This is a genomic window from Enterobacter sp. RIT637 (genome assembly GCF_019718755.1).
Classification (GTDB): domain Bacteria; phylum Pseudomonadota; class Gammaproteobacteria; order Enterobacterales; family Enterobacteriaceae; genus Enterobacter.
Map to the genome: position 1 here is coordinate 53,874 of NZ_JAIHAZ010000002.1, position 25,088 is coordinate 78,961.

At 56.9% G+C, this 25,088-nt stretch carries 19 protein-coding genes; 7 read left to right on the forward strand and 12 right to left on the reverse strand.

What is annotated here, in order from left to right; translation table 11 throughout:
- Positions 1–25 precede the first annotated feature (25 nt).
- From silA to K5E19_RS03905, 4 genes are read right to left on the reverse strand one after another with little or no spacing between them, the layout of a single operon-like run.
- On the reverse strand, positions 26–3,202 hold the full coding sequence (gene silA, locus K5E19_RS03890; protein ID WP_221550071.1) for a Cu(+)/Ag(+) efflux RND transporter permease subunit SilA: 3,177 nt from the start codon (positions 3,200–3,202) through the stop codon (positions 26–28).
- Between the two features lie 10 nt (positions 3,203–3,212).
- Positions 3,213–4,463: an efflux RND transporter periplasmic adaptor subunit gene (locus K5E19_RS03895; RefSeq protein WP_221550072.1), complete on the reverse strand. Its 1,251-nt coding sequence runs from the start codon at positions 4,461–4,463 to the stop codon at positions 3,213–3,215.
- 11 nt (positions 4,464–4,474) lie between these two features.
- Positions 4,475–4,816: a cation efflux system protein CusF gene (gene cusF, locus K5E19_RS03900; protein WP_221550073.1), complete on the reverse strand. Its 342-nt coding sequence runs from the start codon at positions 4,814–4,816 to the stop codon at positions 4,475–4,477.
- 29 nt (positions 4,817–4,845) lie between these two features.
- Positions 4,846–6,231 carry an efflux transporter outer membrane subunit gene (locus K5E19_RS03905; protein ID WP_221550074.1) on the reverse strand — a complete coding sequence of 462 codons (1,386 nt, stop codon included), beginning with the start codon at positions 6,229–6,231 and terminating at the stop codon, positions 4,846–4,848.
- 190 nt (positions 6,232–6,421) lie between these two features.
- Between K5E19_RS03905 and K5E19_RS03910 the strand changes: the two genes are divergently transcribed.
- Both K5E19_RS03910 and K5E19_RS03915 read left to right on the forward strand, forming a co-directional pair.
- On the forward strand, positions 6,422–7,105 hold the full coding sequence (locus K5E19_RS03910) for a copper/silver response regulator transcription factor (protein WP_221550075.1): 684 nt from the start codon (positions 6,422–6,424) through the stop codon (positions 7,103–7,105).
- Positions 7,095–8,552, forward strand: a complete 1,458-nt coding sequence (locus tag K5E19_RS03915) for a Cu(+)/Ag(+) sensor histidine kinase (protein WP_221550076.1) — start codon at positions 7,095–7,097, stop codon at positions 8,550–8,552. The genes K5E19_RS03910 and K5E19_RS03915 overlap by 11 nt, the downstream gene beginning before the upstream one ends.
- Positions 8,553–8,555: 3 nt before the next feature.
- On the opposite strand, the gene K5E19_RS03920 is transcribed toward K5E19_RS03915, so the two are convergent.
- Positions 8,556–9,461 (reverse strand): LysR family transcriptional regulator, encoded by a 906-nt coding sequence (locus K5E19_RS03920; RefSeq protein ID WP_221550077.1) that lies wholly within the window; start codon positions 9,459–9,461, stop codon positions 8,556–8,558.
- A gap of 117 nt (positions 9,462–9,578) precedes the next feature.
- On the opposite strand from K5E19_RS03920, the gene K5E19_RS03925 reads away from it, so the two are divergent.
- Positions 9,579–10,964, forward strand: a complete 1,386-nt coding sequence (locus K5E19_RS03925; protein ID WP_221550078.1) for an MFS transporter — start codon at positions 9,579–9,581, stop codon at positions 10,962–10,964.
- Positions 10,965–11,050: 86 nt separating this feature from the next.
- Here K5E19_RS03925 and K5E19_RS03930 read toward each other — a convergent pair whose 3' ends face one another.
- From K5E19_RS03930 to K5E19_RS03940, 3 genes are read right to left on the reverse strand one after another with little or no spacing between them, the layout of a single operon-like run.
- Complete coding sequence (locus K5E19_RS03930) at positions 11,051–12,046, reverse strand: DUF2891 domain-containing protein (protein ID WP_221550079.1); 996 nt, start codon at positions 12,044–12,046, stop codon at positions 11,051–11,053.
- A gap of 9 nt (positions 12,047–12,055) precedes the next feature.
- Entirely contained in the window at positions 12,056–13,042 is a 987-nt protein-coding gene (locus K5E19_RS03935; protein WP_221550080.1) for a DUF979 domain-containing protein, read from the reverse strand.
- Positions 13,039–13,761, reverse strand: coding sequence for a DUF969 domain-containing protein (locus K5E19_RS03940; RefSeq protein WP_221550081.1), 723 nt, complete (start codon positions 13,759–13,761; stop codon positions 13,039–13,041). The genes K5E19_RS03935 and K5E19_RS03940 overlap by 4 nt, the downstream gene beginning before the upstream one ends.
- Positions 13,762–13,962: 201 nt before the next feature.
- Here K5E19_RS03940 and K5E19_RS03945 point away from each other — a divergent pair, with 201 nt between their 5' ends.
- Positions 13,963–14,508 (forward strand): winged helix DNA-binding protein, encoded by a 546-nt coding sequence (locus tag K5E19_RS03945; RefSeq protein WP_221550082.1) that lies wholly within the window; start codon positions 13,963–13,965, stop codon positions 14,506–14,508.
- A gap of 1 nt (position 14,509) precedes the next feature.
- Here the strand turns inward: K5E19_RS03945 and glgX are convergent, their stop codons facing one another.
- Genes glgX through treZ form a run of 3 tightly spaced genes read right to left on the reverse strand, consistent with a single transcriptional unit; the run spans position 14,510 to position 20,853 of the window.
- Positions 14,510–16,585 (reverse strand): glycogen debranching protein GlgX, encoded by a 2,076-nt coding sequence (gene glgX, locus K5E19_RS03950; RefSeq protein ID WP_221550083.1) that lies wholly within the window; start codon positions 16,583–16,585, stop codon positions 14,510–14,512.
- Between the two features lie 15 nt (positions 16,586–16,600).
- Positions 16,601–19,069 (reverse strand): malto-oligosyltrehalose synthase, encoded by a 2,469-nt coding sequence (gene treY, locus K5E19_RS03955; RefSeq protein WP_221550084.1) that lies wholly within the window; start codon positions 19,067–19,069, stop codon positions 16,601–16,603.
- The gene (gene treZ / locus K5E19_RS03960) at positions 19,066–20,853 is read right to left on the reverse strand and encodes a malto-oligosyltrehalose trehalohydrolase (protein WP_221550085.1); all 1,788 of its coding nucleotides are present in this window, start codon (positions 20,851–20,853) and stop codon (positions 19,066–19,068) included. Before treZ ends, treY begins: the two co-directional genes overlap by 4 nt.
- Positions 20,854–20,984: 131 nt before the next feature.
- Between treZ and K5E19_RS03965 the strand changes: the two genes are divergently transcribed.
- Together K5E19_RS03965 and K5E19_RS03970 are read left to right on the forward strand one after the other, a co-directional pair.
- Positions 20,985–21,512: a GNAT family N-acetyltransferase gene (locus K5E19_RS03965; protein ID WP_221550086.1), complete on the forward strand. Its 528-nt coding sequence runs from the start codon at positions 20,985–20,987 to the stop codon at positions 21,510–21,512.
- A 58-nt stretch (positions 21,513–21,570) separates the two neighbouring features.
- The gene (locus tag K5E19_RS03970; RefSeq protein WP_221550087.1) at positions 21,571–22,557 is read left to right on the forward strand and encodes an MBL fold metallo-hydrolase; all 987 of its coding nucleotides are present in this window, start codon (positions 21,571–21,573) and stop codon (positions 22,555–22,557) included.
- A gap of 34 nt (positions 22,558–22,591) precedes the next feature.
- Here K5E19_RS03970 and K5E19_RS03975 read toward each other — a convergent pair whose 3' ends face one another.
- The gene (locus tag K5E19_RS03975; protein ID WP_221550088.1) at positions 22,592–23,476 is read right to left on the reverse strand and encodes a LysR substrate-binding domain-containing protein; all 885 of its coding nucleotides are present in this window, start codon (positions 23,474–23,476) and stop codon (positions 22,592–22,594) included.
- Between the two features lie 112 nt (positions 23,477–23,588).
- Between K5E19_RS03975 and K5E19_RS03980 the strand changes: the two genes are divergently transcribed.
- Positions 23,589–25,076, forward strand: a complete 1,488-nt coding sequence (locus K5E19_RS03980) for a UbiD family decarboxylase (protein WP_221550089.1) — start codon at positions 23,589–23,591, stop codon at positions 25,074–25,076.
- The last annotated feature ends 12 nt before the right edge of the window (positions 25,077–25,088 follow it).

Below are 25,088 nucleotides of genomic sequence, written 5' to 3' on the forward strand. Positions count from 1 at the left end.
AATAGGTTATTGAATAGCTAATTTATCAGGTGTTGTGCCCCCTGTCATCTTCACGAAATGCTGTCGCCGTTTTATGCCTGCGCAGCCAGATTAGCTTGTACGCGGCAGGAATAATAAACAGGGATAACAGCGGTGCCGTAATCATTCCGCCGATCATGGGCGCCGCGATCCGGCTCATCACTTCAGAGCCCGCACCGGTTCCCCAGAGAATCGGCAGCAGACCCGCAATGATCACGGCTACGGTCATGGCCTTAGGGCGAACACGCAGCACCGCGCCATGATAAAGCGCCTCATCAAGCGCCTCCGCAGTGAACGTTTCGCGACGGGACAGCTCCGGGTGCGCTTCAATGGCATGACGCAAATACATCAGCATGACCACGCCAAACTCAGCCGCGACGCCAGCCAGCGCGATAAACCCGGTTCCGGTTGCGACAGACATATGGAAGCCCTGCCAGTACAGGAACCATATTCCTCCAACCAGTGCGAACGGCAGGCTCATCAGAATCAGCAAGGCTTCGTCCACGCGACGGAAGGCCAGATATAACAGAACGAAAATGATCATCACCGTCATCGGTACCATCAGCTTCAGTTTTTTATTGGCATGCTCGAGTAATTCAAACTGTCCTGAAAATGACACACTGGTTCCCGGCCTCAGTTTTACCTTCTGGCTGATGGCTGTCTTAATGTCGTTTACCACCGACACCATATCCCTGCTCCGCGCATCAATGTAAATCCAGCTGGCGGGACGGGCATTTTCCGTTTTCAACATGGTTGGACCGGAAACGACCTTAATCTCTGCCACATCGCCAAGGGTGATTTGCTGCTTCATCGGCGTGAGGATCGGCATCTCCTTTAACGCCTGCGGGCTGTTCCGGTAATCCTGCGGATAACGAATATTGATCGGATACCGGGCCACGCCCTCAACCGTTTCCCCTACCGTCGCGCCGCCGATGGCGGAAGAGACAAAGAGTTGCACATCGCCCACCGTCATGCCGTAGCGGGAGGCTTTTTCACGGTTAATATCCACATCAATGTAGCGTCCCCCTTCAAGACGTTCAGCCAGGGCTGAGACCACGCCCGGCACGGTTTTGGCTACCGCCTCAATGCTCTGCGCCGTTGCGTCGATATCCGACAAAACGGTACCGGAGACCTTAATCCCTATCGGACTTTTGATCCCGGTTGAGAGCATATCGATGCGGTTACGGATGGGCGGTACCCAGAGATTGGCAAGCCCCGGCAAACGTACCGTCTGGTCAAGTTCATCGATAATCTTGTCAATCGTCATGCCTGGCCGCCACTGGTCTTCCGGCTTGAGCTGAATGGTCGTTTCAACCATTTCAAGCGGCGCGGAATCCGTTGCGGTTTCAGCCTTACCCGTCTTACCAAACACGGAAGCCACTTCCGGGACGGTTTTGATTAACTTGTCCGTGGTCTGTAACAGCGCCGCCGCTTCTGCCGGAGAGACACCTGGCAAGGTCGACGGCATATACAGCAGATCGCCTTCATTGATCTTCGGCAGAAACTCGCCGCCCACCTGACTCAAAGGCCAGATAACTGTGAAAATGGATACCGCCGCAACCAGCAGGGTTGTTTTAGGCCAGTGGAGCACCCTGAGCAGTAACGGGTGATAGGCTTTGATCAGCAGTCGGTTGAGGGGATTACGGGTTTCCGGAGGGATTTTCCCGCGGATCCAGTACCCCATCAGAATAGGAATAACAATAATGGCCAGCGCGGCTGCACCTGCCATGGAGTACGTTTTGGTAAAGGCCAGCGGGCCAAACAACCGCCCTTCCTGTCCTTCAAGGGTGAATATAGGAATGAACGATAAGGTGATGATCAGCAGGCTGATAAACAGCGCGGGTCCCACCTCCATGGAGGCGTTGGTGATCACCTTCCAGCGGGTGGCGTTGTCAATCTGCTCTCCGGGATGCTGATGATCCCACTCCTCGAGCCGTTTATGCGCATTTTCAATCATCACAATGGCGGCATCCACCATTGCGCCGACGGCGATGGCGATCCCACCCAGCGACATAATATTGGCATTCAGCCCCTGGAAGTGCATGACGATAAAGGCAATGCACAGGCCGAGCGGCAGAGAAATGATGGCCACCAGCGCAGAGCGGAGGTGCCAGAGGAAAAGGGCGCAGACAATAGCCACCACGATAAATTCTTCAAGCAGCTTGGAACTCAGGTTGTCGATTGCCCGATCGATCAGCTGGCTGCGATCGTAGGTGGTCACAATCTCGACGCCTTCCGGCAGGCTGGCCTTCAGCGTCTCCAGCTTATCTTTCACCGCAGTGATAACCTCACGCGCATTTTTGCCCGAACGCAGGATCACAACGCCCCCGGCGACTTCCCCCTGACCGTTGAGTTCGGCAATGCCGCGCCGCATTTCCGGCCCCGTCTGCACGCGAGCGACATCACGCAGATAAACAGGTACCCCGTTTTCCCCGGTTTTCAGGACGATGTTATTGAAATCATCAAGGGCCTGGAGATAACCGCTGGCGCGAACCATATATTCCGCTTCCGCGATTTCAATGGATGAGCCTCCCGCTTCCTGGTTGGACGATTCAAGGGCCTGCTTAACCTCAGGCAGGCTTACGCCGTACTGGGCCAGTTTTAACGGATCGACCTGAATCTGATACTGCTTCACCACGCCGCCGACCGACGCCACCTCGGCCACGTTCGGAATGGTTTTCAGTTCAAACTTGAGGAACCAGTCCTGAAGAGATCGCAGTTCCGCGAGATCGTATTTTCCGCTGCGATCGACCAGCGCATACTCAAATATCCAGCCCACGCCCGTGGCATCAGGCCCGATTTCAGCGCTCACCCCGGCGGGCAGTTTACCCTGCACCTGATTCAGATACTCCAGCACGCGTGACCTGGCCCAGTAGAGATCTGTCCCATCTTCAAAAATGACATACACGTAGGAATCACCAAACTGGGAAAACCCGCGCACGGTCTTTGCGCCCGGCACCGACAGCATGGTGGTGGTGAGCGGATACGTCACCTGGTTTTCAACAATCTGCGGAGCCTGACCGGGATAGCTGGTTTTAATAATGACCTGAACATCAGACAGATCGGGCAAGGCATCGACCGGCGTATTGATGATGGTCCAGGTTCCCCAGACGCTGAGAAACAGCGCCCCCATCATCACCAGAAAACGGTTGGCGACCGAACGCCGGATAATCCATTCAATCATCGTCGTCTCCTTAGTGGCCAGAGTGCGCGTCGTCAGGTTTTTCAGGATGCCGCATGCGCTCCAGCGCACCGGTAATATTGGCCTCGGAGTCAATCAGGAACAGACCGCTGACCACCACCGACTCCCCTTCATTCAGGCCAGAACCGATCCCGGACTGTTGCTGAGATTCGTGCAGCACGTGGATCGGTTTTGGCACAAAACGCCCTTCCGCATCGACGGTAATCACGCGCTGTTCCTTACCGGTATCGATAACGGCCTGAGACGGGATCAGCAGCATGTCCTGGCTTTGGGTATTCAGTTTGAGATAGGCGTTCATCCCTGGTTTAAGACGTTCATCCTTATTCGAAACCTGCAGGCGCACCTGCAGCGTTCGGGTGGTCGGGTCCACGCTGGGCAGAAGGTTCCATTTTTCAACCGGGAACGATGTCTCCGGATAAGCCGGAACTGAAATCGCAAACTGCGACGTGTCTTTCAGGAGATAGGCGATGGACTCAGGAACGGCAGCGCTGATCCAGACGGGGTCCATCCCCTGAATCTGTGCCACCACTTTATCTTTTGAAATATTCATTCCGGTGCGCAGGTCAAACGCGGTGATCACCCCGTCGATGGGGGCTTTGATGGTAAAACGGGTCTGAATGGCTCGGCTGGCGCGCAGCCTCTGTATATCGTCGTCCGGCATGCCCGCCAGCCGCAGTCGTTCAAGCACTCCTTTAATTTGGGTTGGCGTTCCGCCGGTGCCGGATAACAGCAAAAACTCACTCTGCGCCTCGACCCAGTCTGGGATTGTGATATCAATCAGCGGCGTGCCTTTCTTCACATGGTCGCCCGTTGTCAGCGGGTACACTTTCTCAACGAAACCTTCAGCGCGCGCCTGCACAATGACAAATTGATAGTCGTTATAACTGACGTTGGCCGGAATGGTCTGGGAATAATTCAGCCTGCCTCGCGTCACTTTTTGCGTTTTTAATCCCAGATTCTGAACCTGTGTCGGATCAATACGAATGCCGACGCTGCTTTTCTCGTCGTCTTCATCCGCATATTTCGGCACCAGGTCCATATCCATAAAAGGCGATTTACCGGGTTTATCAAATTTAACGTCTGGTTTCATCGGGTCATACCAGAAAAGCACCTTTCGCTCAGGAACTGTCTTTTCTGTTTTATCCACTGAATGTATCGCCTGCCAGGCCGTCACTGAAATCAGACCGCCTGCTATAAGGCTGGTAATAATCATTGCAGCATATTTTATTTTAAAAGACGCCATGCCGGTTCTCGCTATTTAATGCTCTTCAGTAAAGAAATATTGCCCTGCTGCACAAACGAAAAATTAACCTGGCTACCCACCTTTAACGCTGTAATAGTCTCGTCTGCCTGGGTAAAGGTGAAGCGCATGGTCATCGCGGGCCAGCCAACCGCCGGGATAGCCTCATGAGCAATGGTAATTTTCTTACTGGTGAGATCAATGTCCTTCACAACGCCGGTTCCTTCGATCACCTGCTCTGACGCGGCGTTGCTGGCAGCGCTCATCTCACCATGCTGATGAACTTCCGCCTGAAGGCCAGCAGAAAACATGACTGAGAGAGCACCAAATACAACGGCTTTAATGGAATTACGCATAATCATTGTCCTGTTAAAAGATAAATAATTTATTCAACCCAGCCGCCGCCCAGTGCGGTGTAAAGATTAATTTCATTCACCTGTCTGGAATTGGTCAGGTCGAGAAGGGTTTGCTGTGTGGTGAAAAGAGAGCGCTCTGCATCAAGCACTTCGATATAGCTCACCGCGCCGCTGGCATATAATCCTCTGGCGCGCTGAAGGGTAATTTGCAGTGAATCCAGATAACGCTGCTGCGCATCAATTTGCTTGCTAATGCTGTCACGCAGGGCGAGCGCATCGGCAACCTCTTTAAATGCCGCCTGAATTTTTTGTTCGTAATTAACAACCGACTGCTGCTGGCGAATTTCAGCCAGCTTCAGGTTGGCTTTATTCCTTCCCGCATTGAAAATCGGAATGTCGATTTTAGGAATAAAATTCCACATTCCGCTCGCTGGCGTGAATAGGCTGGATAACGCCGCGCTGCTTGTTGAAAGCCCACTGGTTAGCGAAATGGAGGGGAAGAAAGCAGCTCGCGCGGCGCCAATATTGGCATCAGCGGCTTTCAGCTGATACTCCGCCTCCATAATATCCGGGCGCTGAAGCAGGATGTCTGATGATAAATTGGGCGGCAGTTTTACGGGTGTCATAGCGCTATCGCTCGCACCGTTTTCTGACGGGAGCGCGCGATACGTGCCGAGCACTAGCTGCAGGGCATTATTGGCCTGCGCCAGCTCACCCTCTCTTTTGGCTATATCTGCCCGCGTGCTTTCTATCTGTCCCCGGGCCTGTTCGAGCGCCAGGACGTTCGTGCTGCCCGTCACCAGCTGCTGCTCTACAAATGCATAAGACTGTTGATAATTTTTCAGCGTATCGCGCGCAATACGCAGCTGTTTGTAGGCCAGTTGCTGGCTGAAATAACTCTGCGACACGCTGGAGACAAGCAGAATATGTACCGCCCTGCGGGCTTCTTCGCTGGCAAAATAGTTCTGTCTGTCAGACTCACTCATGTTCCTTAGCTTGCCGAAAAAATCGAGGTCGTAGCTAAGTTCAAGGCCCGCGTCATACTCTTGTGATGTCGGTTTGTCGCTTTTCAGCCCACCGCTGTAGGTAATGCCTGACGACGCATTCAGCTGCGGATAGCGGTCTGCATCCGTGACGTTGAACTGCGTCCGGGCCTCTTCCACCTTCAGGGCAGCCATGCGCAAATCGCGATTATTGCTCAGGGCCTCGGCGATCAGCCTTGTCACCTGCGGATCGGCAAAAAAGTTGCGCCATCCGCTGTCATGATAATTCTGTGCAGCGGGCATCAGACCGTTGCGAGACAGTGAGAACTGCTGCGGGACCGGTGCCGCGGGGCGCTGGTATTCAGGGGCCAAAGAGACGCAGCCTGCGAGGAGGAAAATGGTGCTGATGCTAAGTCGTTTTAAGGTGAACATAACGCTTCTCGTCCAGGCAGACCTGGTCAATGATTCCAATGAAGTCCAGAGTGTTACCAGGGTTACTCTAACGAAATCATCCTGTTTGCCCGGTGACAGGATAATGACAATGTTGTCATTTTTAGCGTAAGCCGTTGATTACGGCCTTCGGCGCAATAGAATGTCGCTAGCAGCCAGTCAGGGGAGCAAGATGAAAATACTGATCGTTGAAGACGAGATTAAAACGGGCGAATACCTCAGCAAGGGGCTGACGGAGGCGGGCTTTGTTGTGGACCACGCGGATAATGGCCTGAACGGCTACCATCTCGCCATGACCGCTGAATACGATCTGCTGATTCTGGATATCATGCTGCCAGATGTGAACGGCTGGGATATCGTTCGCATGCTGCGTTCTGCCGGGAAAGGGATGCCGATACTGTTACTGACGGCCCTCGGCACGATTGAACACCGGGTTAAGGGGCTTGAGCTGGGCGCAGATGATTACCTGGTAAAACCTTTCGCATTTGCCGAGCTTCTCGCTCGGGTGAGAACGCTGCTAAGGCGCGGTAATACGGCGATCGCCGAGAGCCAGTTCAACGTGGCGGATCTGACGATCGATCTCATCTCACGGAAGGTCACCCGCGCCGGAAACCGTATTCTGTTAACCAGCAAAGAGTTCAGCCTGCTGGAGTTTTTCATCCGTCATCAGGGCGAAGTGCTGCCCCGCTCCCTGATTGCTTCGCAGGTGTGGGACATGAACTTTGACAGTGACACCAACGCCATTGACGTCGCGGTTAAGCGATTGCGCGCCAAAATAGACAATGATTATGAGCCAAAACTGATCCAGACCGTTCGCGGCGTCGGCTATATGCTGGAGGCGCCGGATGCAAAATAAGCCCGCCAGGCGTCCTTTCTCTCTTGCCCTGAGGCTGACGTTTTTTATCAGTCTCTCCACGATCCTCGCTTTTTTCGCCTTTACCTGGTTTATGCTGCATTCGGTTGAAAAGCATTTTGCCGAACAGGATATTAACGACCTGCAGCAAATCAGTAGCGCAATGCACCGCATACTGCAATCACCGGCCGATCCGGATGAGCGAAAGATCAGTAAAATCAAAGAGTCGATTGCCAGTTACCGCAACGTCGCCGTGCTGCTTCTGGATCCTCAGGGAAATGAACTGTTCAGCTCAGCGCAAGGCGCGGCATTACGCCCTGCGGTAAATACGGCGGATTTTGGCACGCACCGCCGCGCGCAGGATGTGTTTCTCTGGACGGTAGAAGACCCGGCCATGCCCGCGCATTCCGGCCACGAAATGAAAATGGAAACCTACCGGATTATCGCCTCTTCCGGAACGGCAGCATTTCAGGGAAAAACGCAGAACTACGTCATGCTTATCGGGCTTTCCATCAATTTTCACCTTCACTACCTCGATGCGCTGAAAAAGAATCTGCTCGCGATTGCTGCCGTTATCAGCGTGCTGATTATCCTTATCATCCGCATCGCGGTTCGCCCGGGACATCTGCCCCTGCGTAACGTCAGCACCGCCATTAAAAATATCACTTCTGAAAATCTGGATGTGCGGCTGGAGCCGTCCCGCGTGCCTGTTGAGCTGGAACAGCTGGTGATCTCCTTCAACCATATGATTGAAAAGATTGAGGATGTCTTTACCCGCCAGGCCAATTTTTCGGCCGATATCGCGCACGAAATCAGAACCCCCATCACCAACCTGATGACGCAAACTGAGATTGCGCTGAGCCAGAACCGGACGCAGAAAGAGCTTGAAGACGTGCTCTATTCCAGCCTTGAAGAGTACACCCGGATGACGCGCATGGTCAGCGACATGCTGTTTCTCGCGCAGGCGGATAATAACCAGCTGATCCCTGACCGGGTCATGTTTGATTTACGTGCAGAGGTGATGAAAGTTTTCGATTTCTTCGAAGCCTGGGCGGAAGAGCGCAACATCACGCTGAAATTTAACGGCATGCCCTGCCTGACTGAAGGCGATCCCCAGATGTTCAGACGCGCAATCAATAACCTGTTATCCAATGCCCTGCGCTATACGCCGGAAGGACAGGCTGTGACCGTCTCACTCGCTGAACAGGATAGCTATTTTGTTCTGACGATTGAAAACCCGGGCACGCCCATCCCGGCAGAACATTTACCCAGACTGTTCGACCGCTTCTATCGGGTGGATCCGTCCAGGCAGCGAAAAGGCGAAGGCAGCGGTATCGGGCTTGCCATCGTCAAGTCCATTGTGGTTGCCCATCATGGAAAGGTGCGTGTGGAATCGGACGCTCGTTCGACGCGGTTTATCTTATCTGTGCCTAAGGCGATACCGCGCTGAGGCTCACTGCGCGTCCTGACAGACGTCGCGCACTTTCTCTCTCAACCAACGGTGCCCTGGATCCTGCTCCATTCGCGGGTGCCACATCTGGGAAACCGTAATGCTCCGGGCTTTAAACGGCAGTTCGAAGACGTGCACACTCTCCGTCATGGTTTGATTGCGCAGATACAGTGCGGGAACCATCGCAATGAGATTGGACGCCAGCGCCACGGATAACGCCGTCGGAAAGCCCGGCACCACGCTGACCACTTTACGTTTCATACCCTGTTCCGCCAGAAGGTCATCGACAAAGCCGTGTAACGACCCGTTGGGCGCGGCGACCACGTGGCCCCAGGACACATAATCGTTGACGCTGATTGTGGGGAGCGTGGCCAGCGGATGTCCTTTGCGTACCACGCCCACAAACCGGTCCTGAAATAACCGCTGCAAACGTATCTCCGGCCCCATATTGCTCTGTACGCCAATTTCCAGGTCAACCAGCCCCTCACGCAGATACCGTGAAGTTTTTTCAGGCTTCGGTGCAAAGCGTATACAGACATCGGGCGCTGCCGCGGCAACGGCGGCAATCAGGGCAGGACCAAAGGCAACCACAAAACCATCATTTGCCCGAATGGTGAAAAGTCGCGCCAGATTTTGGACGTTAAGCGTCTCGGTGGAGGGCTGGAGCACCGCCCTCGCCTCATGCACGGCGTTTCTGGCCCGGTCCCGGCTGGCTTCCGCCCAGGGCGTCAGCACCATGTGACGTCCGGCCCGAACCAGAATCGGATCGCCGGTCACTTCGCGTAGCCTGCTCAGCGTTCGGCTCATGGCGGAAGTGCTGAGGTTTAAACGCCGCGCCGCTGCCGCTACGCTGGCTTCCGCCAGCAAAACGTCGAGGGCAACCAACAAATTAAAATCAGGATCGGACACGTTAAACCCTCATATAAGGCGTTATATGCAACGATGGAGTGCATACGCTGCGTCTTCCGCCTTGTATACCCCATGATTATAGTTTCGTCATCACTATTCTTTTCTGGAGTAAATATCATGACGCTGTTTTCAAACCTGCCCGGCGATGAGGGATTGCCGGGACGCGAACGCGCATGGGTCATGGTCGCGCTAATGACCACCACGCTGATGGGCGTCTTTGATGGCACCATGATTAACGTTGCGCTGCCCTCCATGGCAAGCGCGATGCAGGTCTCTGCGAATGTCGCAGTATGGTTTGCCAACGGATACCTGCTGTCGGCGGCGATGACGCTGGCTATCTTCGCGGCGCTCGCAGCGCGCATGGGCTACCGACCGGTGTTTCTGGCGGGTCTTACAACGTTCACGCTCACCTCCCTCGGTTGCGCGCTGGCAACGACGCCCGACATGCTGATCGGCATGCGCGTTTTACAAGGCATCGGCGGCGCAGCCACATTGAGCATCGCCCCGGCGATACTGCGGTCCGTTTTTCCCGGACGACTGCTTGGCCGCGTTCTGGGGCTGCACGCCCTGCTGATTGCCGCCAGCACGGCCATAGCGCCGGTGCTGGGCGGCACTATCCTGGAGGCGCTGCGCTGGGAATGGCTGTTTGCGATTAACATTATTCCGGGAAGTGTCGCACTTCTGCTGGCCTGGAAGGCGCTACCGCGGGGTTCAGCTTCCCAAAAAACGCCCTTTGACACAGGAGGTGCGGTGCTCTCGGCGGTGCTGTTAGGTTCGACGATCATGACCGCGAACAGTTTCCAGCACGTCAGCCGTGAGGCCGCTTTCTGGGCGAGTATTGCCCTGCTCAGCACCGCTGCGTTTATCTGGCATATTCGCCGCGTCGAAAGTCCCCTGCTGCCCCCCGTTATCTTCCGCAACGGTCGCTTTACGCTTGCCGCGCTGACCTCGCTCGCAACGTTTATCAGCCAGGGCATCACCTTTATCGCGCTGCCGTTTCTGTTTCAGAGCGTGTATGGCTACAGCCCACTGGAATCGGCCCTCCTGTTCACGCCCTGGCCGATAGGCATCGTGCTGATCGCCCCTCACGCGGGCCGCTGGGCAGATACGATTTCTGCGCCGCTGATTTCCACCATCGGGCTGATGATTTTTGTCGCTGGGCTGATCCTGCTGGCGACGTTACCTGCAAGCCCTCCCACGTGGGATATCTGCCTGCGCAGTCTGGTGTGCGGCATTGGGTTTGGCTGCTTCCAGAGTCCCAATAATCGGGAAATGCTCGCTAACGTGGCGCGGGAGAATGCCAGCTATGCATCCGGGGTATTGTCCATTGTCAGGACGTTCGGGCAGTGTCTGGGGGCGGCAGCAGTGGGCGTTTGGCTGGCCGCGGCGACGGGCTCGGACCAGGCCGTTCACTTTGCACTGTGGACGGCGGTGGTAGCCTCCGCCGGGTCGGTGTTGTTTAGCCTGAGCAGGCTGCGTCCTGCGGTTCGGGCATCAGCCTGATTCGCCGGGTGGCGCAGAAAATGTGCATTTCACAATGTAGGCCGGGTAAGCGCAGCGCCACCCGGCAAAAATGACGACGCGTTTGTTTATTCCAGCGCCAGCAGCGCAAAGCTCGCCAGCCAGTGACCACCGCTGTAGTGGCTGCCCACCACGTGCTCCACGCTTGCCGTCAGGTGTTTCGCCACGGAATCACGCAACGCCAGCTGCCCTGGATGGCTCTCCGGCAGCGCCTTTGCGATGTGCTTCATACACCAGGCGCGGCTGAGGTTTAACCCGTCCAGATGGGCAATTTTCGGGTCGGTACGGTCGCTCACCTCCGCCGGGTTCATCAGTGCCGCAACAGTCCCTACATCAGGGAGGAATTTATCGAACCATGCCGGGAAGTTATCCGTTACCTTGCTCATCAGCAGCGCCTCGGTCAGCGCGCCGGAAATATACTCATCGCCGCCCGGTTCGTAGTGCGCAGGATAGCGCGTATCTGCGAGATAAAACCGCTCAGCCGCCGTCAGAATCGCCTGCTCCAGCGCGCTATCTTCTACGGCCCGGGCGTAGTCCAGCCCCAGCGCGAGGGCAAACGCCGTGTTGTAGTGCGTTCCGACGCGGATCGGATAGGTGAGCTTGCTGAGGTAATCCACCAGCCGGTTACGAATATCCTGGGTTAACGGCTCAAGCGTCTGGTACCAGACCGCGGCCTGCGGCAGCGACGACTGTTTCAGCTCCTGGGCCAGCGCCAGCAGCCAGCCGTAGCCATACGGGCGCTCAAACGAGGCGCGGAACGGCGCGGTGAAATAGGCCAGCTCTTTCGCCACGTTCTCGTCGGTCAGGTGCTCGTCGAAAAGCGCGACGATGTCGTTCCGACACGGTAGCTCAGGGTAGAGGCGCACGCAGCGCAGCAGCAGCCAGTAGCCGTGCACCGCCGAGTGCCAGTCGAAACAGCCGTAGAAAATGGGGTGCAGCTCGCGAGGCGGCAGAACATCGCCATCATCATTCAGCAGGTGCATGATGTGGTTCGGGTATTCCTGACGCAAATAGGTCAAAGGCATGCGGGCAAACGCGTCAGCCTGATGTTGCGTTAATTCCATAACAGCTCCTTAGCGAAACACGAGGAAATACATGAGGAACACGTTCACCACCAGCAGGGTTAACGCGGTCGGGATCTGGATCTTGATCACCTGATACTTGTCTTTCAGCTCCAGCAGCGCGGCGGGAACGATATTGAAGTTCGCGGCCATCGGCGTCATCAGCGTGCCGCAGTAGCCCGCGTACATGCCAATCGCCAGCAGCGGCGCCGGGTTCCCGTGATGCACGTTAATCAGGAACGGCAAGGCGATACCGGCGCTTAATACCGGGAAAGCGGCAAAGGCGTTACCCATGATCATGGTAAACAGCGCCATACCCACGCAGTAAATTACCACCAGCATGAAGCGGCTATCCGGGTTCACGAACAGGCTGACCACCTTCTGCACCGAATCACCGGTATTGGCCGCTACGAATACGCCGCCGAGCATCGCCAGCATCTGCGGCAGGATCACCGCCCAGCCGATGGTGTCGACAAGACGGCGAGACTGACGAATAGCGTGCAGCGGCGTGCCCTTCGTTAGCCACCATCCGGTGAGGATCGCCGCGACGCAGGCCACGCACAGCGCCGCGAGGGTAAGCTGCTTCTGGTCGAGAAGATACACGTCGCCAATCGACACGCCCTTCAGGAACAGCGTCCCGATAACCGTCACCACCGGGATCATCAGCGCGGGCAGGAACAGCCAGTTTTTGAGCCGGTTCGATGAGGCAACGCGCTCCTCGTCGGAGGCCATTTTATAGTGCCCTTTCCCGACCAGACCAAAGCCCGCCAGCAGCGCGATAGCGATGACGGCGCCACCAATGATCCGGTACGCCAGCGATTTCCCCAGCTCCTGCACCATCAGATCGCCAAACAGGAAGATCCCGCCGAATAAAAACCAGAACAGCGCGGTTGTAAAACGCTTCGGATTGGCGCGATCGCGCAGGGTCATCACGACCAGCAGCATCACGACAAAGCCGATGAGGTAGTACACGCGGTTAATGGTGATAAGCGTCATCATGGTGCCACCTCCTGTTTACCTTGCTCTGAACGCCAGGCCATGACGTCGCGACGAATGCTGGCATCGAGGCGCAGCAAGCGAGCCATATGAATAATTAATGCCGCAATGGCGGTGGGAATAGCCCACAGGCCGATATGCAGCGGTTCGATCCCCTGGATCCCGTTCTCTTTCAGGAAGGCGTCAATCAGCAGCACCGCGCCAAAGGCGATAAAAATATCTTCGCCAAAAAAGACCGCGATGTTGTCACACGCGGCGGCATGGGCTTTGATTTTGTCTCGGATATGTTGCGGCAGCTCGCCATATTCGTTCAGCGCCGCCCCTTCTGCCATCGGGGCCAGCAGCGGACGCACCGTCTGGGCATGGCCGCCAAGAGACATCAGACCCAGCGCCGCGGTCCCTTCACGCGCCACAAAGTAGAGCATCAGAATACGCGCCGAGGTGGCGCTGGCGATCTTCGCCACCCAGGCCTGGGCGCGCTCCTTGAGCCCGTAATATTCCAGCAGACCAATCACCGGCAGGATCAGGATGAAGGTCGCCAGCGATCGGCTATTCACGAACTTTTCGCCAAAGGTCTCCAGCAGCATCCCGAAATCCATTCCGACCAGCAGACCCGTCGCCAGCCCCGCCACCACGACCACCAGCAGCGGGTTGAAGCGCAGTGCAAAACCAATAACCACGATCGGTATCCCGATCAGCGGCAACAGCGTAGTACCGTCCATAAACGTTTACCCTATCCAAAGTGAGCGTTGCGCGCCGACGGCTATTTTTTTAATTTGCGGCGAGCGATGTTGTGTTTTTTCGTCAGGCTTCGAAAAACCTGCGCTAAAAAGCTATATCTGAACCGCAAAAACATGTAAACAATTTATCAATAAAATGTTCTTATTTTATCGTTGAGTTTACATTTCTGGCTAAGGAACGTTATGACCTCAAAAAAGAGTGCCTCACCCGATCGCGACGATATCAACGATGGCCGGATCGTCTCTTCCCGCCACCTGGTGTCGGAGCGCTGCGCGGAGCTGTCGGAACTGGAGTACGCGCTGATCATGACCAGCAACGCCTTCAATAAATGGATGGTGCGCTGCATGACCGCAGCCGGCGAGCCGGATATGGGCGCATTTGACGTGTCGCTGCTGCATCATGTGAACCACCGCGACCGCAAGAAAAAGCTGGCCGATATCTGCTTTGTCCTGAACGTAGAGGACACGCACGTGGTGACCTATGCGCTAAAGAAGCTGGTGAAAGCGGGCTACGTGACGAGTGAGAAAGCGGGCAAGGAGCTCTTTTTCTCCACGACGGAAGAAGGGAAAGCGCTGTGCATGAAATACCGGGACGTGCGGGAAGCGTGTCTGATCGCGATTCACGCGGAAAGCGGTATTTCAGGGAAGTCGATTGGCGAAACCGCGCAGCTGTTACGCACGATCTCCTCCCTGTATGACACCGCCGCCCGCGCGGCGGCATCACTCTAAATTACGGTCGTCGGAACAGGGTAATACTGCGTCCGGCCAGTTCGTATTCTACGCTTTCGGTGATCGCTGTCCCGGTGGCAGCATCATCCGCCGTAGAGAGCTCGAGCACCCATCCGCCTTCGCCAAACTGGGGGATCTGGAACGGAACCGTCCCTTCGAACGGATTGAACAGCATCAGCACGTCGTGCCAGACGCCCTCCTCCTGTTTGAGATCCGGCCTGCTGATGGAGACACCGAGCGTTGAGCCTTCATCCCACTGTTCCGCCTGCTGCGGTCCGCCCCCGGCGTTAAACCAGCGGATCTCCAGCCCGTCGCGCCAGCTTTCACGGCGCAGTAACGGCTGTGATGCGCGAAGCGCGATGAGACGGCGGGTAAACTCGCGCAGCGCGGCGTCGTTTTCGGATAGCCCCTTCCAGTCGATCCACGAGATCTCACTGTCCTGACAGTAGCCGTTGTTATTCCCCTTCTGCGTGCGACCAAACTCGTCCCCGGCCAGCAGCATCGGCGTGCCGTGGGAAAACAGCAGCGTGGTCAGGAAATTACGCTTCTGCCGCTCGCGGGTGGCGATAATATCCAGGTTCTCCGTCGGCCCCTCTTCGCCATAGTTGTACGAGCGATTATCGTTATGCCCGTCGTTATTGTCCTCGCCGTTGTCGGCGTTGTGCTTCTCGTTGTACGACACCAGGTCATTCAGGGTAAAGCCGTCGTGAGCGGTGATGAAGTTGACGCTGGCCCACGGACGGCGACCGCGCAGATCGTACAGATCGCCGGAGCCCAACAGGCGTGCGGCAAAATCGGTTGAGACGTTGTCTCCCTTCCAGTATTCGCGCACGGTGTCGCGGTATTTGTCGTTCCACTCGCCCCAGCCCGGCGGGAAACCGCCGACCTGATAGCCGCCAGGCCCGATATCCCAGGGTTCGCCGATAAGCTTAAGCTTAGAGAGCACCGGATCCTGTGTGACCGCATCGAAGAAACCACCGCGCGGGTCAAACCCTTCCGGCTCTCGGCCGAGGATGGTCCCTAAGTCAAAGCGAAAACCGTCAATATGCATCGATTCCGCCCAGTAGCGCAGGGAGTCCATCACCATCTGCAGCACGCGCGGGTGCGAGGTGTTGACCGTGTTTCCCGTCCCGGTGTCGTTAATGTAATACCGGTGCTGGTCCGGCAGCGTGCGGTAGTAGCTGTAGTTATCAATGCCCTTGAATGAAAGCGTTGGCCCCAGCTCGTTACCTTCCGCCGTGTGGTTGTACACCACGTCCAGAATCACCTCGATGCCCGCATCGTGATACGCGCGCACCATGTCGCGGAAACCCTGGATCCCCGCCGGGCCGTAGTAGCGCGACGCCGGAGCAAAAAAGCCGAGCGTGTTATAGCCCCAGAAGTTTTTCAGCCCGCGGTCAAGCAGATGCTGGTCGTCCGGAAACCAGTGAACCGGGAGCAGCTCAACCGAGGTGATGCCAAGACTCTTGATGTAATCGACCGAGGCTTTGTGTCCCATCCCCTCAAACGTGCCGCGCAGCTCGGGCGGGATGGCCGGGTTCATCTGGGTAAAGCCCTTCACGTGGCTCTCATAGACAACGGTATGCGGCCAGGGCACGTCCGGCCGATTGTTGTCCTGCCAGTCGAAGGCATCCGGGTCGATGACCTTGCATTTCGGCGTGAACGGCGCGCTGTCGCGGGTATCAAAACTGAGATCCAGTTCATCATGCCCCAGCTCATAGCCAAAATGGGCCTCGTTCCAGTCGATATCGCCCACCAGTTCGCGGGCGTAGGGGTCAATAAGCAGCTTATGCGGGTTGAAGCGGTGGCCGTTTTCCGGGTCGTAAGGTCCGTAGACGCGATAGCCGTACAGCGCGCTGGGCTTCAGGTCAGGCACATAGCCGTGCCAGACTTCATGGGTATACTCCGGGAGTTCCAGCCGGGCAATTTCCGTTTTCCCGGACGGGTCAAACAGACAGAGCTCCACCCGCTCCGCATGTGCGGAGAAGAGCGCGAAGTTCACGCCTTTTCCGTCGTAGTTTGCGCCCAACTGCTGGCCGTGACCGGCCCGAATTTCAAACCTGTTATCCTTTGCCATTTTCGTTCTCCACGATTATTCGCAGGTAAGCAGAACCAATACACATCCCTTTTCTGACGTTAGATCCAGCGTCTCTTGCAGAACGCGGCTTTCACCGCTGAACACATCGCGATAGCGTTTCCCGACCAGCTCTTCGGGTATGGCTACCGTGGTATTGACCCACAGTTTTTCGTGACGGGTGATTGTGAAAACCAGGCGCGGCACGGCAACAATCAGCGCCTCTTCGTCTTTTACGCGCGCATACACAATCAGATTCTCCTCGCGATCCCCGGTCACTTTCAGCGGCAGCCAGTCGCCGTAGCGGAACAGCGCCGGGTAGTGCGGGCGCAGCCGCAGCAGCGTGGCGGTGACATACTGCTTCACGCGTCCGTCCCGCCAGCACTGTTCGTCGTTGAATACCGTGGCGTCCGCCGTACTGAGGTTTTGCACCAGCGCGGCGAAATCCGGTTCGCGTCGGTTATCCGGGTCAACCAGGCTAAAGTTAAGCGCTTCGCTGCCCTGATAGATGTCCGGTACGCCGGGCGCGGTAAGCTTAATCACCGTCTGGCTCAGGCTGTTCATCAGGCCAGCGCGAATAAAGGGCTGTAGGGTTTCACTGAAATCATGCAGGAACAGCGTGTTGTCGGGCGAAAGCAGATGACGAACGTAGTCCATCACGACGCTTTCGTAGCTCTCGTTACTGTCGATCCAGTCGGTTCGCTGCTTGGCCTCGCGCAGCGCTTTTTCAATAAAACCGAGGAAACGCGCTTCAAGGGTTTTCAGCCCGTCCCGGTCGTCAGGTGAGAGCGTGGCAGGCCAGACGCCAGCTAGCGCCTGATAAATCATCCAGGTATCAGCGGCGTTCGGCGCGGTGCCGTCGTTAAGGAAGCGCACGTGCGTCTGGTTCATCTGCCGCCAGCGCGCCAGATTTTCGCCCCACAGCTCTGGCGCTTCCGTCAGGGTATACAGACGCGCCCGGGCATCCTCGCCGCGCTTGGTGTCGTGAGTCGAGGTGCCCAGCAGCGCGTCGGGCTGACGGGCAAGACGGATGCGCATCTCCTGATGAAAACGCGACAGCGAGAAGGCGCGCGGCGTCGGGTCAGCCCCCACTTCGTTAAGCGCAAGCTCCAGGTTGTGGCGAAAGAACAGCGTGTCTTCCACGGATTTCGCCATCAGCGGCCCGGTCAACTGCTGGAAACGGGTCCTGAACAGAGAGGCCGCATCGCGGTCAGCTTCCGGCAGATCGCCGGTCAGAATTCGCACGATCAGGCTAAGCGCGGGTTCTGAGGCGTTCACACTGGCGACAACGCGGCTCAACAGCGTAACGTCAGAAGGCGTTAACCCCTCCGCAGTCCCGTAGGTACGGTAAACCGGAAAGGCGATGAGCAATTCGCGTAACGCATGACGAATTTCATCTGTCTGTATCTCAGCGCCGTTGTGCTGGGCCAAATCGCGGGCGATGTTGAGGAGCGTGGTGAATTCCCCTTCGAAGTTGCGGTCGGTCATCAGCCCTTTGGCATCCCGCAGCGCGCTTTGCCTGTCGACCGTAACGCCCAGCGTCTCGTTATGGATTTTCTCCAGACCCGCCAGGCTATTGTCATCCACCAACACCTCAGCCAGCGACGCGATGAACTCATACCCCGTCGTGCCGGACACGGGCCACTCGGCCGGGAGCTGCTCTCCCTTCGCCAGGATTTTCTCCACCGTGATGTAGCAGTCTGGCCCGGTGGCCTGGCGCAGGCGCTGCAGATACCCCAGCGGATCCGCAAGCCCGTCAATATGGTCAATGCGCAGGCCGTCGACGGTTCCGTCGCGAACCAGCTCGAGGATCAGGCGATGCGTGTCGTCAAAGACTGCCTCGTCTTCAACCCGAACGCCGACCAGACCGGTAATCTCAAAGAAGCGTCGCCACGACAACTGCTTCGGCGCGTCGCGCCATGACATCAGCCGCCAGCTCTGCGCTTCATGCAGTTCAGCGATGCTCTTATCCTCGCTGTACGTACCCGGGTTGAGCGGATACTCGGCATCATAGTAGACCAGAGCGGCCTTATCAGTGACAGTGTCACGCTTTAGGGTGATGGCGCCCTTCTCCAGCTCCGCCTCAAAGGTATCGCCAAGAAACGGCAGCGTCAGCGGTCGCGACCCGTCGATATCGAAATAGCGCGCGTAGCGGCTCTGTTTGCCGTGCTCGATAACGTCTCGCCACCAGCGGTTTTCCAGTGAGGTCGACATGTGGTTAGGGACGATATCCAGTATCAGCCCCATGCCAGCCTGCCTGAGCGCCGCCGCCATGCGGTCAAACCCTTCTCGTCCGCCTATTGCGGGATCAATTTCGTTGGGGTCGGTGACGTCATAGCCGTGGGTGGAATCCGCTGTCGCGGTAAAAACAGGTGATGCATAGAGATGGCTAATGCCGAGATCTCTGAAATACGGTATCAGCGCAACCACCCGGTCAAACGTCATGCCATTGCGAAACTGTATACGGTACGTGGCGGAAGGGATCATAACGCGGCTTCTCCATCAGCAAAGCGAACAACAATACTGTTCGGCGGCAAAACGTCAGTGACTTCAGGCCAGGCAAAGTGCGTCTCACCCGCGAGAGCGGGCAGCGCGACGGACTTATTACCGATATTGAGCGCCAGAGAGAGCGTCCCCGACGGGAAGCGCCAGCTCACCGCCACCATGCCGGGCGCGGTCTTGATCACCTTGCCCTGAACGGTGTCGCCATGACGCAGAAGCGGAACGATATGGCGATGACGCAGCGTCAGCAGGTGGCGCGTGAAGCGCAGCCACGTTTTACCTTCGTCGGTGGCAATCTTATTCCAGTCGAGCTTTGAGCGAACAAAGGTGTTCACGTCATTCGGATCCGGGACGGTCTCATCGTGCCCGGCATGGCCGCTAAACTCCTTCGCGCGCCCTTCCCGCACGGCCGTTGCCAGCTCGCCATGGAAATCCGTGAAGAACAGAAACGGATGGGTTTCGCCGAACTCTTCGCCCATAAACAGCAGCGGGATATGGGGAGAAAGCAGCAGCGCCGCCAGCAGCACGCGGGTCTTCTCCGCACCCGCCAGCGTGATGAGCCGCTCCCCCTGGGCGCGATTGCCGGTCTGATCGTGGTTTTGAATAAAATCGACGAAGAACGTTGGCGGCTGGGTGTGGCACTCCACGCCGCGCGACTGACCGGTTTGCAGAGAAACCTCGCCCTGGTAGACAAATCCCTCCGCCAGCGCCCGGGCGAATTTTTTCTCCGGCTCAAAGGCGAAATCCTGGTAGTAGGCGTGCGTCTCGCCAGTGGCAAACACGTGGGCGGCATTGTGGAAGTCATCATTCCACTCGGCGGTGAACTGCGGCGTGTTGCCCTGTTCATCGCGCGGATGCAGGAAAATCACGTTGCGGCTGTCTTCCGTGGTCAGATGAACGTGACGGTGCGGGATCGCCTCGCGGATCTTTTCGGCTATCTCCTCAAGAATATGCGTATCCGAGGTGTCTTTGATCTGGTCGATGGCATCAAACCGTAGGCCATCCAGACGATATTCCGTCAGCCAGTAAAGCGGCGCATCGGTGATGTATTGCCTTGCCGGCTCGCGCTCGTAAGCGATGCCGTTGCCCCACGGCGTCATCCGATCCGCATCGAAAAACGCAGGCGACAGCAGGGGCAGATAGTTTCCCTCGGGGCCGAAGTGGTTGAGCACGATATCCAGCACCACCGACAGCCCCAGCCCGTGCGCGGCGTCGATAAACGCGTGAAAATCCTCCGGCGTACCGTAGGCGGCGTGCGGGGCATACAGCAATACGCCGTCATAGCCCCACCCGCGGGATCCGCCAAACTGTGAGACGGGCATCACTTCAAGTTGGGTAATACCAAGCTCAGCCAGATAAGGCAGCCTGTCGATGGCCGCCCGGAAGGTTCCCTCCGGGGTAAAGGTCCCGATATGCAGTTCATAAATAACCGTCTCTTCCCACGGACGCCCTTTCCAGCCACGGTTAAGGTGCACATACCGGCGATGATCGATAACAACCGACGGTCCGTTGACGTCTCCTTTCTGGGCGCGTGACGCAGGGTCAGGAACGGTCATGCCGTCCTGTAAAACGAACTGATACTCTGCCCCCGGCGCGATGCCCGGCACGTCAGCCTGGAACCAGCCATCGCCGCTGGCCGCCATCGGAATATCGTTATCGTTAAGACGCAGCGTGAGATTTTTTTGTCCTTCAGCCCAGACGCGAAAACGGACAACGTCATCGGAAATATACTCAGCACCCCAGTGCCTTTGACATGTTCTGAATTCCATTCCTTGTCCTCGAATGACCGCATTTTACGCGAAACGAAGTACAAGCTTAGTTCAGGATGAAAAGTGTGTTGGCTCAGCGGATTTAACCGCTTCGTCTATTCTTTATGAATTAACTTACTACAGGGAATACTATGCAGATTCGAAAAGGATTAAATACTGACCTTGTACGTCTTGAATGCTGTGACTTTTCTTTCACCATTAGCCATATTGCGCGAGAACCCTTTGTCCATTGCGATTTGCATATCGATGCCGTCGCCGAGCCCTGGACAAAAACCTATGAGCTCGACATTCAAACCCTTGAAAACCACTGCGTTAACCCGGACGCAATATTTCTTATCGCCGAAACGGATGACGGTGAAATAGCCGGATTTATTACTGCGTCTATCGGCTGGAATAAGTTTATCTCAGTGGATTATATTGCCGTTGAGCGAACAAAACGCAGAACCGGCGCTGCGCAAAAATTAATGGCCGCAGCCCACGTCTGGGCCCGCAGCGTAAACGCGCCGGGATTACGGCTTGAAACACAAAATGTAAACGTCTCTGCCTGTCTGTTTTACCGTAACTACGGGTTTACCCTGGGCGGATACGATCGTTTTCTCTACAACGCCTTACCGGAAAAAGACGAAGTCGCCCTGTTCTGGTATTACATGCTGGTGTAGCGGAAAAAGATTATCACTTTACGAACAACGAAGATGAGCGCTTTCAAAGGAGACTCGTATGCTTACCGTGAAAAAACTTGCTCTGTCCACGCTGATTTCCGGTTCATTGCTTTTCTACCCTGCGCTGCAGGCATCGGCAGAAACGCCCCAGCACGTCGTGAAACAACCGGCGGGCGGATACAGCGTTCAGGTTGGCGACGTTCTGGTCACCTCGTTTACGGACGGGACCGTCGCGCAGGATCTGCACAAGCTTCTGCGCCGGACAACGCCGCAAAAAATTGATGCGCTGCTTGCGAAAAATTTTCAGACCAACCCGCCTGAAGTGTCCATCAACGCATTCCTGATTGCGATGCCCGGACATAAAATTCTGGTGGATACCGGTTCAGGCCAGCTTTTTGGCCCCGGTAACGGCGGACGTGTGATTGAGAGCCTCGCCACGCAGGGGATTAAACCCGAGGACATTACGGAGGTCCTGCTGACCCACGCCCACTCCGATCACGCGGGCGGCCTGGTGAAAGATGGGAAGATGGTGTTCAGCAACGCGCGCGTTTTCATCGGCAAACCGGACGTCGACTTTTTCTTTGACGACGAGAATCAGAAAAAAACCGGCTACGGTAAGAACTACTTTGACGTCGCGCAGAAGACCTTAAAGCCCTATCTTGACGCCGGTAAACTGGTGCCGTTTAGCGGAACATCAGAAATTCTTCCGGGGCTGACCGGCACGGTTCATCCCGGCCATACACCGGGCTCAGCCTTCTACACGCTGACAAGCAAAGGCGAGAAGATCACCTTTGTCGGCGACATCATTCATGCCGCGGCGGTCCAGTTCCCGCAGCCTGATGTGACCATTACCTACGATGAAGATCAGAACAAAGCGGCAAGCGTGCGCGAACACGCGTTTACGGAGTTTGTGAAAAATAAAGATCTGGTTGCCGCGCCCCATCTGCCGTTCCCGGGTATCGGCTATGTCACCCAAGGCGAAAACGGCGGCTATGCCTGGGTTCCTGTCACCTATACCAACCGGGACGCCAGCAGCGCGAAATAAACGGGCGCGAGCAGCTGCAGCAGGCCACCGGACGTCAGGTGTGATCGAGCGTAACCAGAAACTTTTTGAGCACTTCTGAGCGAATAATCCGGTGGCAAACCAGCGTCAGCTCGCTTTCCCGCAGCCGGTCGAGCATGTCCACGTAAACCACATTCTCGACGCTTACCACCTTTGCCGAGGCGGGCAGCAGCGCCAGCCCAAACCCCGCCGAAACCAGGCTTATCACCGTGGGCACGTCTGTCGCGTTTTGCACCACGTCCGGCTGAAAACCCGCTCCGTTGCAGGCGTCATAAAAGTACTGCTCCAGCCCCATTCCCTCCGGGTCGCGCAGGGAGATCCACTGTTCATCTTTTACGGAGGCGAGCGTCAGCGCGGAAGATCCGGCCAGCGGATGCTGACGATACAGCGCCAGCACCGTTTTCTCGGCGGCGAACGGTCGGCTTTGCAGATCCTCAGGCAGCGTCGGCAGCGGCGCGCGGATGATGGCCACGTCCAGCTGGTTGCTCTGCACGGCGGCGTAGAGCGTCTGCACGTTTCCCGTCACCAGCGACATGGTAATGGCTGGCCAGCGCGTATGCATCTGGCGCAGCGCGGCGGGCAGCCTGCCGTCGAACATCGCACTCGACACGCACCCCAGGTTTAATACCCCCTGCTCGCCCCTTGCCGTTTGCCTGGCGTCGAGAACCGCCTGCTCGGTGAGGGAAATGGCGAGCCTGGCTTTCACCAGAAACGCTTCACCCGCGGGCGTCAGGGTTAAGCGGCGGTTTGCCCGGCTAAAGAGCGTAACGCCTAAACGATCTTCCAGCGCCTTGATTTGCTGGCTCAGCGCCGGCTGCGCCATATTCAGACGTTCAGCGGCCCGGTGCATGTGGAGCTCTTCGGCCACGACGATGAAGTGGCGCATCTGACGAAACTGCACGGAACGTTTCCCTTTTTGATATGAATTTACTTATCAATTTAGCAGTAATGATGCAATTGATGCTATTGGTCATTGCCATAAAAATGGAGGTATTCAAACGAGGGAGGATAATATGGAAAACCCGATCAACGATCTCCGCAGCGCCATCGCCCTGCTTCAGCGCCACGAAGGGCAGTATCTTGAAACCGATCATCCGGTCGATCCCAACGCGGAGCTGGCGGGGGTTTATCGTCATATCGGCGCGGGCGGCACGGTAAAACGTCCGACACGCACGGGCCCGGCCATGATGTTCAACAGCGTGAAGGGCTATCCGGGATCCCGCATCCTGGTGGGCATGCATGCCAGCCGCGAGCGCGCGGCGCTGCTTTTGGGCTGCGAACCCTCTGAACTGGCAAAACACGTCGGGCAGGCGGTAAAAAAGCCGGTGGCTCCCGTTGTCGTCCCGGCCGCGCAGGCGCCCTGTCAGGAACAGGTTTTCTACGCGGACGACCCTGATTTCGACCTGCGCAAGCTGCTTCCGGCACCGACAAACACGCCGATTGATGCGGGTCCGTTCTTCTGTCTGGGACTGGTGCTGGCAAGCGATCCTGAAGATAGCTCGCTGACGGACGTCACCATCCACCGCCTCTGCGTGCAGGAGCGCGACGAGCTTTCCATGTTCCTTGCCGCCGGTCGGCATATCGAAGTCTTCCGCAAAAAAGCCGAAGAGGCCGGAAAACCGCTGCCGGTGACGATCAACATGGGGCTCGATCCCGCCATCTATATCGGCGCGTGCTTTGAGGCCCCCACCACCCCGTTTGGCTACAACGAGCTGGGCGTCGCCGGGGCGCTGCGCCAGCATCCGGTCGAACTGGTGCAGGGCGTGGCGGTAAAAGAGAAAGCGATCGCGCGGGCGGAAATCATCATCGAAGGTGAACTGCTCCCGGGCGTGCGCGTAAGAGAAGATCAGCACACCAATACCGGCCACGCGATGCCGGAGTTCCCGGGCTACTGCGGCGAGGCGAACCCGTCTCTGCCGGTGATCAAAGTGAAAGCCGTGACCATGCGAAACCACGCCATCCTGCAAACGCTGGTGGGACCAGGTGAAGAACATACTACCCTGGCCGGTTTGCCGACGGAGGCCAGCATCCGCAATGCCGTTGAGGAGGCAATTCCGGGCTTCCTGCAAAACGTCTACGCGCATACCGCGGGCGGTGGTAAGTTCCTCGGGATATTGCAGGTGAAAAAACGTCAGCCGTCGGATGAAGGACGCCAGGGCCAGGCGGCGCTTATCGCCTTAGCCACCTATTCGGAGCTGAAAAACATTATTCTTGTCGACGAAGACGTGGATATTTTCGACAGCGACGACATCCTCTGGGCGATGACCACCCGCATGCAGGGAGACGTCAGCATTACAAATATTCCGGGGATCCGCGGCCACCAGCTGGATCCGTCGCAGTCGCCGGATTACAGCACCTCGATTCGCGGAAACGGCATCTCCTGCAAGACCATCTTCGACTGCACGGTGCCGTGGGCGCTGAAGGATCGCTTCGAGCGCGCGCCGTTTATGGAGGTGGATCCGCGTCCGTGGGCGCCGGAGCTGTTTGCTGATAAGAAATAGGAAAAATTTCGG